Here is a 12,310-nt window from a genome sequence, read left to right on the forward strand (position 1 = left end):
CTCTCAACGCGCGCCTTTTCTCCACACGATCACTTCCACCGTCTGTACCAGGATGGCCAGATAGAACAGCAGGCTGTGGTTCTTGACGTAGAACAGATCGTATTGCAGTTTTTCGATCGCGTCCTGCTCGGAGGATCCATACGGATAGCAAAGTTGCGCCCACCCGGTGATGCCCGGCTTGATGGTGTGACGCTCGCGATAATACGGGATACGCTCCTCGAGTTGGCCGACGAACTCGGGACGCTCGGGGCGCGGACCGACGAAGCTCATCTCCCCGCGCAGCACGTTCAAGATCTGCGGCAGCTCATCGATGCGCGTGAGCCGGGTGAACGCGCCGATCGGCGTGACGCGCGAATCGTTCTTCTGCGCCCACTGCGCGCCGTCCTTCTCAGCGTCCTCGCGCATGCTTCGGAACTTCAACAGCCGGAACGGCCGGCCGTACTGCCCGACACGCACCTGGCGATAGAAGATGGAGGCCTTCGGGCCTTCCATGATTTTGATGGCCAGCGCGGTCACGACCATGATCGGCGCGGCGACCACCAGCAGTGCAAAGCTCGCCAGAATGTCGAAGGCCCGCTCCAGCGTGTCGTGGATCCGACCGCGCCCGAAGCCTTCGGAGAAAATCATCCAGCTCGGATTGAGCAGGTCCAGGCGCACCTTGCCGGTCTCGCGCTCCAGGAACGACACCAGCTCCAGGATGTCGACGCCTTCCAGCCGGCACTCGAGCAACTGATCCATGGGGAAGCGGCGGCGGCGATCGTCCATCGCCACCACGATCTCATCGACCCGATGCTTCTCGCACAAGGTGAGCAGGTCGACCGTGGTCGGCAACTTCTCGTTCTCCGGCACCTCGGAGCCCTCGTCCCCTTCCGCCGGCACATAGCCGACGACCACGAAACCGCGACGATCCGAGCGGCGGCGCAACCGAGCGATGCTGGCGCCCCGTCGGCCCGAGCCATAGACCAGCACGCGACGCTTGAACAGGTCCTCATCGACCAGCGTGTCGAACACGATGCGCGCGATCACCGAGCCGCCGAAAGCGATGACCAGGCTGATCAGCAGCGCGCCGCGACCGATATGCAGGTCGGGGAACAGATAGAACAGGATGGTGATGAACATGGCGCCGCCGAACACGCTGGCGGCAACCCGCGCGATCAGCCCGGCCAGGCGCGAGCGCTGGCGCGAGTTGTACAGGCCCATCGCGGCCATGCTGATGAACAGCACCGCGGCGAAAACCACCCCGCGAGGCAGCATGGGCCCCAGCATCTCTTCGGCCAACGGCTGCGAGTTGAAGCGCAGATAGGCCGCCGCATAGGGCGCGAAAAAGAAGATCACACCTTCAATAACCGCGAGAACGGCCAGGTGCAGGTGCCAATAGTGTTGAAAAATTCGAATCGCCACGCGTTATTCGAGCCTTGTTCGCTGCTGATCGGTCCTAAGGTCCGGCCGGCTATTGAGCGCGAGTTGCCTGCGGTGCACCAGCGGCCGTAAGTCTAGTCATCTCACCCTCACCAACCGCGTGAAGGCAGTCACAGGCGCTACTGTCAAATCCACGACCCCGTCCCACCCTGGCCAAAAGCCCCGGAGATAGACCGTGGGCGACGGCCGGCGTGCTGTAAGAGGAGTCGTCAATTGACAATCATTCGCATTTATATTTACATGATGGCCAATCGGTGCGACTCACGCCAGTCGCCAGGATCGAGAGCCCGAACATGTACATCTGTGTATGCCACGCCATCAGCGATCGTCAGATCCGCGAAGCCGTCGATAAAGGCGCCGCGTCGTTGCTGGATGTCCAAATGCGCCTCCCGGTCGCGAGCTGCTGCGGTCGATGCGAAGATTCTGCGCGAGAAGTGATTGAGTCTCATATCGAATCTGCGAATCGTCCCGTTGCCGCCTGAGCCGACCCGCGTATTCTCGCGGTAATTCGTCAATCCGTCTCCCCTCTCGTGGTGCTGCGCTGACGCGCAGTTGCCTCGTTCCGCGTCGCTCCTCCACCATTCGCGGCTGATTTGTCATTCATTCGAGTCGGAAGGAGCACACATGCAGGGTCACGCAACGGTTTTGCGTCATCTCAACGTCGTTCTGAAGAACGAGCTGACGGCCATCAACCAGTATTTCTTGCACGCCCGCATGTTCGAGCATTGGGGCCTGAAAAAGCTCGGCGAGTACACCTATAAAGAATCCATCGATGAGATGAAGCATGCCGACAAGCTCATCAAGCGCATCCTGTTCCTGGACGGTCTGCCCAATCTGCAGGACCTCGGCAAGCTGCTGATCGGCGAGAACGTCGAGGAAGCGCTGAACTGCGATCTGAAGCTGGAGATGCAGGCGCATCCCGATCTGCGCGCCGCCATCGCCGATTGCGAGAAGGTGTCCGATTACGTGTCGCGCGAGCTGTTCGAGGACATCCTCGAATCCGAGGAAGAGCACATCGACTGGCTGGAGACTCAGCTCGACCTGATCAAGCGCGTCGGCATTCAGAACTACTGCCAGTCGCAGATGGAGACGGACGAGGATTGATCAAAAGAAACGGGCGGCCCCGACACCCAGCACATCCTGGGGTCGCGACCGCCCGTTCGGTTCGCTCAACAGGTCCGATTAACTGATCGTCTTGCTGGCCGTATTCGACAACTGGCTGGCCACACCCGCCGAATTCACCGCCACCACCGCGAAGTACCAGGTGCCGGAGCTCAGGTTCTCCACCACATAGCGGTTGATCGAGGGGTTATCCACGTTCGCCGTCTGATCGAGGTTGGCGGACGTGCGCCCGTACATCACTCGATAGCTGGCGAGATTGCCCAGGTTCGTACCATCCGAGTTCTGAGTCGGCGGCGTCCACGACAGCGTCGCGCTGCCGCTGGCACTGGCCACATCGTTCACGGCGATCGTGAAGGGTCCGAGCACCGCGCTCGCGGTACCGTCCGAAACCGTCACGGTGATGTTGGCGTAAGAGCCCACCTGGGCCGCCGTCGGCGTGAAGGTGATCCGGCCGGTCTGGGCATTGAAGGTCATCCAGCTCGGCAGATTGCTCTGCGAGAACGTCAAGGCATCGCCGTTCGAATCAGCCGCCGAGGGCTGGAAGCTATAAGCCTGGCCGACCACGGCGGTCGAGCCCGGCGTACCTGTGATCGTCGGCGCAGCGTTGGTGGAGCTGGTCGGCGGGTTCACGTTGCTGGAAGAGTCACCACCACCGCCGCCGCCGCAACCGGTCAGCACTACAGAGGTGAGGAGGAGGCAGCCGGCTAAAAATCCCGGAAAGTAAGTACGTCGCATGATTCTCCACTGTGGCGGTCACCGCACGGCTGGCCGCGCGTTTCCGCTGTAAGTCTTTGATATCTATTTCGATATCTGGAGCTGAGACTCGCACGTGCCGAAGCACGGCGAGGGCATGCGGGAGTAATAACAAGTCCTGTGCCAGCTGCTGCGGGGCACTGCTGAATCAGCTACTTACCTTGTAACTATAATTTTTCGGCAGGGATGGAACCCGGGCCATTCGTCGCTAAAGAGGGACAGTTTCCGGCCAGAGGACTTCAAGCCCTTTTTATAAATCGCTGATTCCCAAGGAATCAGGCCTTTGTAGGCGAACGCAGACAGTGTGACGTCGTGCGCGCTGAGACCGGCCCTTAGGACCGGGCCTGACGGGTTATTCGCTGCCTGAGCCCGGGCCGATTCACGCCACAAGTCTCTCGACCGACACTCCCCCGCCCGCCCCACAAAAGCGCCGCCATTCAAGCGCTTCTTCCCTCCCCCGCCGCTGGCGCGCGAGCGCGGTTGAGCGCACGGCGCATCCAGTCCAATTAGGCAGGGCATTAGAACCAAGGAGCGGATTCATGTACCGACAGATCTCCGAGTGCCGCATTTGCAAGAACACGCAGCTGGTCGAAGTTCTCGACCTGGGCGTTCAAACGCTCACGGGTGTGTTCCCAAGAACGCGGGCGCAGGAGGTTACGGCGGGCCCGTTGAAGCTCGTGAAATGCACTGGAGACGATGCTGTCTGCGGATTGTTACAACTCCAGCACACCTACGATCTCGGCGAGCTGTACGGCGACAACTATGGGTACCGTTCGGGACTGAACTCGAGCATGGTGGCGCACCTGCATGGGAAGGTCCGCAGGATTCTGGAGCGCGTGACGCTATCCGACGACGCTCTGGTCATCGATATCGGCGCCAACGACAGCACGACTCTGCAGGCGTATCCGACGCGGGGCTGCACGCTCGTCGGCGTCGACCCCACCGGTGCGAAATTCCGGAAGTTTTATCCGTCGCACATTCAACTGATCCCGGACTTTTTCTCCGCGGCCACGATCCGCCAGCACTTCGGCGAGCGCAAAGCGGCCGTCGTCACCTCGTTCTCCATGTTCTACGACCTGGAAGAACCGATGACCTTCATGAAGGAGATCGCCGAGGTGCTCGACGACGACGGCGTCTGGGTGCTCGAGCAGAGCTACATGCCGACGATGCTGGCGCGGAACTCGTACGACACCGTCTGCCACGAGCATCTCGAGTACTACGCGCTGAAACAGATCAAATGGATGACCGACCGGCTCGATCTCAAAATCATCGACGTCGAGTTCAACGACATCAACGGCGGCAGCTTCTCGCTGATGGTGGCCAAGCAGGGCTCCCGTCACGCCGAGTCCCCGCAGGTGGCCGCGATCCTCGATGAGGAAGTGCGCACCGGGCTGAATACGCTGCAGCCCTTCCACGACTTCGCCAAGAGCGTCGCCGCCAGCAGAACCACCCTGCGCGCGTTCCTGGACGAAGCGAAGCGCTTCGGCAAAACCGTGTGCGCGCTCGGCGCATCGACCAAGGGCAACGTCCTTCTGCAGTACTGCAAGATCACCGAAGCGGACATCGCCCGGGTCGGCGAAGTGAATCCGGACAAATATGAAGCGTTCACGCCCGGCAGCCTGCTACCGATCGTCTCCGAACAAGATGTGCTGGCCATGCAACCGGACTATCTGCTGATCCTGCCGTGGCACTTCAGGGGCTTCTTTGTGGAGCACCCGCGCTACTTCGGACACAACCTGATCTTCCCGCTACCGCAACTGGAACTGGTCCGCACCACCGCGCCCTCCGACACATCGCAGCCAGCGCGGGCCGCAAGCGAAGAAGCGCGGGTATAGCTCGTTCGTGGTTGCCGTTTTCGTCTGCGGTAGCGACAGCCGCATCGATATCCTCGAGCGCACGCTGCCAGCGGTCCAGAAGTTCTGGCCGGCGTGTCGCTATCCGATCCATGTCGGGCTCAACACCTGCAATCGTCCGCTGCCGGTCGGCAGGCCGGTCATCGCGCCGCCGTCCGATTGGCGTCGCGAGTTCGAACAGCAACTGACCCAGCTCGAGCACGATCACGTGATCGTGCTGCTGGACGACTTCCTGATCCAGGCGCCGGTGGATCAGGATCGCCTCGCGGCGCTCGTCGAGGATGCCGTGCGGCTGAATCTCGACTATCTACGGCTCATTCCCATGGGACGCTCCTTGCTCGCACGCGCCGTAGGCAGGCAGCCCAAGGAAATCGCTCCCGGCATCGAGCGAATTCGCGAGCGCCATCCCTTCTATTCAGCGCTGCAGATCGCGATCTGGCGCAAGCGCCACTTGTTATCGATGCTGGAGCAGCCGCTGAGCATCTGGGAGTTCGAGCATCAGTCCCACGATGAAGCGAGCCACTGCGCGATCAAAGCCGACCCGCCGATCGCGTATCGTCATCTGGTCGAGAAAGGTCGCTGGCTGCCCTACGCCCGCTCGTTGCTGCGTCAGGCGGGATTCGCGCCGGAGCTCGGCAACCGCCCGGCCTGGCCGGCCACGCGCTATGGCCAACTGTTTGTCGATCAGCTGCGCTGGGTCGTGCTTGGCTATGCCACTTGCTGAGCGACGATGTCGGCATCGACCATCATGGTCACGAGCTGCTCGAACGACATGGACGGTTGCCATCCCAGCACCCGCCTCGCCTTGGTCGCGTCTCCCAGGAACGGGATCGACTCCGGCGCCCGTCGCACGAGCGGGTCGGTTTGAACATAGGCCCGATAGTCGAGGCCCACGCGATCGAATGCCAGGTCGCAAAACTCGCGCACCGAATGGCTCACGCCTGTCGCAACCACGTAGTCGTCAGCAACCTCCGCCTGCAACATCTGCCACATGGCGCGCACGTAGTCGCCCGCGAAGCCCCAGTCGCGCGTCACGTCGAGCGCCCCGAGCGACAGCGAGCGAGTCAGACCGGCCCGAATGCGCGCCACACTCATCGAAATCTTGCGAGTCACAAACTCCGGTCCGCGCCGCGGGCTCTCGTGATTGAACAGGATGGCCGAGCAGCCGAACACGCCGAAGTTCTCGCGATAGGTCCCGACCATGCCGTGCGCGAACAACTTGGCGACGCCATAAGGATTGCGGGGCCGGAACGGCGTCAGCTCATTCTGTGGCGACTCGGCGACTGTGCCGAACATCTCGCTGCTGGAGGCCTGGCAAAAACGAATCTTGGGATTGACCGTCCGGATCGCCTCCAGCATCCGCACGACAGCCAGCCCGTTGTATTCCGCGGTCAACGTGGGATCGGTCAACAGCTGACTGCTCGATGCCCGCGCCGCGAAGTTATAGACCTCATCGGGCTGGTGGTGCTCGAGCAGCCGCCGTAACAACGCGTCATCCAGCAGGCTGCCCGGAACGATCTCGAGCTGACTGCGAATATGCTGAATGCGATCCAGACGCTCGCCGGCGTCCTCGCGCACCAGCCCGATGACCCGATAGCCGCGATCGAGCAGGAGCTCCGCAAGATAAGAGCCATCCTGCCCGTTGACCCCGGTGATCAGTGCCCTCCGCATGCGGAGCGCATCAGGACGCGATGCGCGATCCAAACACGGCCGGGAATCCGTGAGGCTTCAACAACTCCTCACATTGCGCTTCCTTCAAATCTTCCTTGACCATCTCCGCCACCAGTTCGGCGAAGCTCGTCTTCGGAATCCATCCCAGCTTCGCCCGCGCCCTCGCGGAATCGCCGAGCAATGTTTCCACTTCGGTCGGGCGGAAGTAACGCGGGTCGACTGCGACCACGCAGTTGCCGGCGCGATCGTAGCCCTTCTCCTCGACGCCCTCGCCGGTCCAGCGAATCTTCATCCCCAGGTTGTCGGCCGCCGCATCGACAAACTCACGAACGCTGCGTTGCTCGCCGGTCGCCACCACAAAGTCCTCCGGCGCCGTCTGCTGCAACATCAACCACGCGGCCTCCATGTAGTCGCGAGCATGCCCCCAATCTCTCAACGCGTTGAGATTGCCGAGATACAGACATTCCTGCAGACCGCATTTGATACGAGCAAGCCCGCGCGTGATCTTTCGCGTCACAAAGGTCTCGCCCCGGTTCGGCGATTCGTGATTGAACAACACACCGTTGCAGGCATACATGCCGTAAGCCTCGCGGTAGTTGATGGTGATCCAGTACGCATACAACTTGGCCGCAGCATACGGAGAACGCGGATAAAACGGCGTCGTCTCCTTCTGTGGAATTTCCTGCACCAGACCGAACAGCTCGGACGTCGAGGCCTGATAGAAACGAACTCGCTTCTCCATGCCCAGAATGCGCACGGCTTCGAGAATGCGCAGCGTTCCAAGCGCGTCGGAGTTCGCCGTGTACTCGGGCTCTTCGAACGACACCGCGACGTGACTTTGCGCGGCCAGGTTATAAATCTCATCGGGCCGGGTCTTCTGGATGACTCGCATCAGGCTGCTGCTGTCCGTCATGTCTCCATAGTGCAGATACAGCCGCGCATTCGGCTCGTGCGCGTCCATATACAAATGATCGATGCGATGGGTGTTGAACAAGGACGTCCGGCGGCGAATGCCGTGGACGATATAACCCTTCTTCAAAAGAAACTCGGCGAGGTAAGCGCCATCCTGGCCGGTAATCCCTGTGATCAACGCAGTCTTTTGTTTCATGAGCAGGTATCCAGTTGAGCCGTCCGTATGGCTATCTCTGGATTCTGCCCCGATCGTTGCGAGCGCAGCCGCCGCGCTCGCAGGCTCTGTTGGCCGGCAGTGCTTTAGCCTTTCGTATCGATCATTGGAGTCTTGCAGTGGTCCGCTGCTGCGTCGTCCTCTTCATCGTCCTCGTCTTCTTCGCGCGGCGGGACCGGTGGCAACGCGACCACATTGGTGGCATCGGCGGGGATATCCGGCTCGGGCGGTAATTCGATGCCGCCCACCCTGGTATCTTTCAACAACTGCTCGAGCGTCACCAGCTCGAGCACTTCACGGATGTGCTTCGGCGACTGCTTCAGCCAGCGCACATAACCGAGCTTCTGTTCTTCGGTCACGTCCTCAGCCCGAAGCGCGACCAGCCAGTCAGCCGCCTGCTCGCTGATCGACTTGGACCGACCGCTCGACTTGGACTTTCGTTTCTGGGGACGGTCAGGCATCCGTCTTCCTCGCCAATGCGCAAGGGCTCAGGCGCGACGGTGTTTCGTCTGTCCCGACCGCGACCGCTAGGAAACCCGCTGAGGCCGGGTCTCCTCCTCCCCCGCAAGCTAGACCGGACCATGATTGTGCATGGCCCTTGGCGTGGAGCGGATGCGGATCTGCCTTATCCGGCCTTCCTGCGCACAGGCAGCTGCGCGTCCAGATCCGGCGAGCCCAGATCCGAGCGCAATTCAGCATAAGCGCGAGCGATGTCTCTTCGCACGACACGCGGAGTCAACTTCAGTTTGGCGGCAATCTGCTTATACGTCAGATCTTCTCTGATGTGGAGTAGCAGCACCTGCCGTTGCCGCGGCGGCAGCCGGTTGACCGCTTTCCGGACATGCAGGTTGACCAGGTCGTGCTCGACGCTACTCTCCGGCTCAGCGTCCGGCTCGATCTGCAGGTCCGACAGCCAGACATCGTCGTGCGGCAGGCTGTTGCGGGCCCGCTCGCGCCATTCGTTGACGACGTTGGTCGCGATCCGGAACAAATAACTCTGGGGATATTCGACGACGGCGTCGTCGCTGTAACGGAGCAAACGGAGGAAGACCTCCTGCGCCACATCGTCCAGATCCGCCGACTGCATCGAGGAGCGGCTGGACAACCAGCGTTTCATCGCGCCCCGCCAGCTCTCGAACCACTGGGTCAGGCGCTCGTTGCGGCTTTGTGTATCGACGACGACTTCCCTGACTTCACCCTCTGTCGTGCTCTGGTCCATCGGGCAACGTTCGGGAACGGCGCTCACGTGAGTCGTACCCCGCTGCTGGCATCGTCACTGGTTCGCCGGTCTATCAACGCGCGCAATGATGTGAGCATGACCTTTTCCCCCTAGGACATTCACTTAGTTATTGGCAGGGCTGCATTTACCTGGACGGGTGATCCCAATAGATACGGGGTCCGTCTATTTCTACTTGTCAGGTTTGGCGGCAAAAAGTCGGTAGCAGTTCTGTCACATTTTCGCCAAGTCAGTGCCACACGCGGCATCGATGCGCGGCTGCTGCAGTGCTTTGTTGTTGTCTGCTCAACGAAAGTTTCGTTGAGCCTGACGTGTCCATCAGTGATGCAGAATGACCACCGTAGCCCCAGACACCAGCGCTCCCTTCGCCTTCGATGCCACGTCATTCCGGAACTATGACAAGCAATTGCACCGCTACCTGGCGCGTCGTTTGACGCAGCGCCAGGACGCGGAAGATCTCGCGCAGGAAGTTTATTTGCGCTTATTGCGAGTCGATGCCGCCAAGCGCGTCCAGAAACCGGTCGCGTATATTTTTGGAATCGCGTCCCACGTGGTCGCGGACTTCAAGAGCGGCTCGCGACTGAGTCACGAACGCCTGCAAGACAACGACGATGAGCCCGATGACCGCGCCAGCGCGCCTGACGATCTGGCCGACCGGTTGAACCTGCAACAGCAACTCGAACGCGCTTTCGCACGCCTGCCCCGCACGCATGCGATGGTGCTGATCGCGCACAAGCACTGCGGCCTGTCGTATGAAGAGGTCGCCGCCGAGCTCGGGCTCAGCATTCACACGGTCGAGAAGTACCTCACCCAGGCCAAGGCCGTGATCCGGACCATGACCTGGGAACGCTGAGGATCAATACATCGCATCCTGGTCGGTGCCGCTGGCGTGGGCCGCGGACTGCCCCATCTCCAGGAAGTCTTCGCTCGACACCGGGTGGCCGCCCAGCCCGATCGGCATCATGTGCGACAACGCGTCCAGCTTGAACAGGTCCGGCTGTCGTTTCCGATACGAGGTGATCGTCTTGGAGAGCGTCGAAGACACGCGTCCGAGATAACGAGAGATTTCCGCCAGCGTCGCGATCCCTCGCACCGTCGTATGCCAGGCGATCACAGCGCGAGCGAGTGCCAGTCTGCGCAAACGAGACTTCGACAACACATCTTCGCGCGTCACGTCCAGCATCCGGCAGACATCGTGGATGATTTGATCCGGTGTCATGCGCGTCGATCGCTTGGGCCGATGACCCGCCGCCTCGGCCAGCTCCGGGCCGCCGAGAATGCCCGGCGTCTTGGGCATGCCCCGCTCCACCAGCTTCACCGCCTCCGGCGTTGGCGCCTCCGCCATTAACTGCTGGTAGGCCTCGACCTGCTCGTCACGCTTGCCCAGCAGTCGTCGAGTCGTACCGCAGTGGAGCCAAGGCACTTCACGCGCATTCGTGTATGCATGATGACTGGAGTACGCGAAATCCTCAGGCCGATCCGCGAGCCCCTTGAGCACCGGCACGTAATGTATGTAGTGCGTTAATGATGTGAGATAATTTTTCGGGTCGATGATCACGGAGTCATAACGAACTTGAAACAAATGACCCCGCTCACCGAGCTTGCGTTGAATGCCGCGCGCATAGCGACTCTTCACCCATTGCATGAAATGTCCCAGCGAGATCTCGTCGATCTGCACAGCCAGATATATGGCTTCAGTTGTCCAGCAGTAAGCGTGCAGCCGCGCGCCCGTGCTGCGTAACGCCGCCTGCAACACCGACTCGAACAGCTCATAGTCCTCCGGCTGAGAAAAGATCGGCCGCTGTTTGGTGCCGCGCTGGACGACATGATAAGTGCCGCCAGGAATGTGGATCCGTCGGCGATATGACATTGTTTACTCTCCGTTCAGAAGCAAAGATAACCCCGCGCAGCTCGTCGGTCACTCGCGCCAGGCACTGCGAGTACTTTGTTATGCGAATCGGAGGCGGAGCTTCCATCGCCGCTGTTGCCATTGATATGACATCGGCCGAAAGCCGCAGGCCGCGCGCGTTGTGGCGAAGTCTCACAGCAAGGTTATTTGCTTTTCATCCGAACGCCGCGTGATCGCTCGATGCTGAGCTTTGACCAACGCTGCGATCTCCCGTCGCGACAGCGTGAACTGCCGGTGGACGTGCTAGCAAACAATCGAACGTTTGCGAACATCGATGTCGGCCAGCGACACGACGCATGCGCAATCGACGTTGCCAGTAACCCGCTCTACATCACCAAGCGTGCGCGATGCGCGACGTTTGACACGGGCTCAGAGCTTTGGATCTAACAGGTGCTGCACGTGCTCGAGATTGGTATTGAGCTGTTCCAGCCGATCGCCGTCGCACATGAGCACGAACACCTGATCGAGCAGATGCTGAAGGGCCGACTGATAGAGCAGCGGCTGGATGTGAGAGCGCTCGTCGTGCGCCGAGATCAGCAACGTGGCATCGGCATGAGCGCGCAGCGGATTGGAGGTATGCCGGGTAACAGAGACGATCTTGCCTTGCCGATCGCGAAACTGACGGCACAGCTGATTGAGCGCGGCGTGTTGCCCGTGCTCGGAGAACACCATCAGCACATCGCCGCGACCGGCGGCCGAAATGCTCGCAGTCATCGGCACCGCGTCTGTGTGATGAACGGTCAAAGTACCAAGCAATGCCAGCCGCTGACCGAAAGCTCGGGCAGCCATGCCGTCGTCGCCGAAACCGATGCAGAACACTTTGCCGGCCCGGCTCAACAACGAAGCGATATCGCCGAGCGTCCCGGCGTCGTTGATCAGACGCGTTTCCTCCTCCGCGCGGGACTTGCTCTGCCACAATGTTTCAGCCAGCGACTCCCGAGCTGCGGTACGAGCCGACTTGGCCGTCGCCTTCACCGGCGCATCGCTACCCCGCGCCACCGCCTCACCAATGGAGTACTTCAGGTCGGGATAGCCTTTGAAGCCCAGCTTCTGACTGAACTTCACCACGCTCGACTGACTGATCTGTAGCGCGTCGGCGAGTTGCTGGGAGGAGTAGTCGCGCAACAGATGCGCGTTCTCGAGCATGAAATCGGCGATCCGGCGTTCGATGGCCGACATCTGATCCCGCTCCGCCCGGATTTTGAGCAGCGACGACATGG

At 61.0% G+C, this 12,310-nt stretch carries 13 protein-coding genes; 5 read left to right on the forward strand and 8 right to left on the reverse strand.

Features of this window, described 5'->3' with window-relative positions; all coding sequences use genetic code 11:
- Positions 1-3: 3 nt before the first annotated feature.
- Positions 4-1,401 (reverse strand): TIGR03013 family XrtA/PEP-CTERM system glycosyltransferase, encoded by a 1,398-nt coding sequence (locus ACFPN2_RS29905; RefSeq protein ID WP_380603553.1) that lies wholly within the window; start codon positions 1,399-1,401, stop codon positions 4-6.
- Between the two features lie 311 nt (positions 1,402-1,712).
- Between ACFPN2_RS29905 and ACFPN2_RS29910 the strand changes: the two genes are divergently transcribed.
- Both ACFPN2_RS29910 and bfr read left to right on the forward strand, forming a co-directional pair.
- Positions 1,713-1,901: a (2Fe-2S)-binding protein gene (locus ACFPN2_RS29910; RefSeq protein ID WP_129777725.1), complete on the forward strand. Its 189-nt coding sequence runs from the start codon at positions 1,713-1,715 to the stop codon at positions 1,899-1,901.
- Between the two features lie 142 nt (positions 1,902-2,043).
- A complete protein-coding gene (gene bfr, locus ACFPN2_RS29915) occupies positions 2,044-2,523 on the forward strand; it encodes a bacterioferritin (RefSeq protein WP_380603556.1) in 480 nt (159 codons plus the stop codon).
- A 78-nt stretch (positions 2,524-2,601) separates the two neighbouring features.
- Here bfr and ACFPN2_RS29920 read toward each other — a convergent pair whose 3' ends face one another.
- Positions 2,602-3,276, reverse strand: coding sequence for a putative Ig domain-containing protein (locus tag ACFPN2_RS29920; protein WP_380603558.1), 675 nt, complete (start codon positions 3,274-3,276; stop codon positions 2,602-2,604).
- A gap of 557 nt (positions 3,277-3,833) precedes the next feature.
- On the opposite strand from ACFPN2_RS29920, the gene ACFPN2_RS29925 reads away from it, so the two are divergent.
- Positions 3,834-5,129, forward strand: coding sequence for a class I SAM-dependent methyltransferase (locus ACFPN2_RS29925; protein WP_380603560.1), 1,296 nt, complete (start codon positions 3,834-3,836; stop codon positions 5,127-5,129).
- Positions 5,130-5,136: 7 nt separating this feature from the next.
- The gene (locus ACFPN2_RS29930) at positions 5,137-5,871 is read left to right on the forward strand and encodes a hypothetical protein (protein WP_380603562.1); all 735 of its coding nucleotides are present in this window, start codon (positions 5,137-5,139) and stop codon (positions 5,869-5,871) included.
- Here the strand turns inward: ACFPN2_RS29930 and ACFPN2_RS29935 are convergent.
- From ACFPN2_RS29935 to ACFPN2_RS29950, 4 genes are all read right to left on the reverse strand, one after another.
- Positions 5,856-6,818, reverse strand: a complete 963-nt coding sequence (locus tag ACFPN2_RS29935) for a GDP-mannose 4,6-dehydratase (protein ID WP_380603564.1) — start codon at positions 6,816-6,818, stop codon at positions 5,856-5,858. The genes ACFPN2_RS29930 and ACFPN2_RS29935 overlap by 16 nt on opposite strands.
- A 10-nt stretch (positions 6,819-6,828) precedes the next feature.
- Positions 6,829-7,926 (reverse strand): GDP-mannose 4,6-dehydratase, encoded by a 1,098-nt coding sequence (gmd, locus tag ACFPN2_RS29940; RefSeq protein WP_380603566.1) that lies wholly within the window; start codon positions 7,924-7,926, stop codon positions 6,829-6,831.
- 104 nt (positions 7,927-8,030) lie between these two features.
- A complete protein-coding gene (locus ACFPN2_RS29945; RefSeq protein WP_380603568.1) occupies positions 8,031-8,405 on the reverse strand; it encodes a FecR/PupR family sigma factor regulator in 375 nt (124 codons plus the stop codon).
- A gap of 164 nt (positions 8,406-8,569) precedes the next feature.
- Positions 8,570-9,190, reverse strand: coding sequence for an RNA polymerase sigma factor (locus ACFPN2_RS29950; RefSeq protein WP_380603570.1), 621 nt, complete (start codon positions 9,188-9,190; stop codon positions 8,570-8,572).
- 322 nt (positions 9,191-9,512) lie between these two features.
- Here ACFPN2_RS29950 and ACFPN2_RS29955 point away from each other — a divergent pair, with 322 nt between their 5' ends.
- Positions 9,513-10,034, forward strand: a complete 522-nt coding sequence (locus ACFPN2_RS29955) for an RNA polymerase sigma factor (RefSeq protein WP_380603572.1) — start codon at positions 9,513-9,515, stop codon at positions 10,032-10,034.
- 3 nt (positions 10,035-10,037) lie between these two features.
- Here the strand turns inward: ACFPN2_RS29955 and ACFPN2_RS29960 are convergent, their stop codons facing one another.
- Both ACFPN2_RS29960 and ACFPN2_RS29965 read right to left on the reverse strand, forming a co-directional pair.
- The gene (locus tag ACFPN2_RS29960) at positions 10,038-11,051 is read right to left on the reverse strand and encodes a transposase (RefSeq protein ID WP_380603574.1); all 1,014 of its coding nucleotides are present in this window, start codon (positions 11,049-11,051) and stop codon (positions 10,038-10,040) included.
- Positions 11,052-11,459: 408 nt separating this feature from the next.
- Positions 11,460-12,308: a MurR/RpiR family transcriptional regulator gene (locus ACFPN2_RS29965; protein ID WP_380603576.1), complete on the reverse strand. Its 849-nt coding sequence runs from the start codon at positions 12,306-12,308 to the stop codon at positions 11,460-11,462.
- Positions 12,309-12,310 lie beyond the last annotated feature (2 nt).

The sequence above is a fragment of the Steroidobacter flavus genome, assembly GCF_042651805.1.
Taxonomy (GTDB): Bacteria; Pseudomonadota; Gammaproteobacteria; order Steroidobacterales; family Steroidobacteraceae; genus Steroidobacter; species Steroidobacter flavus.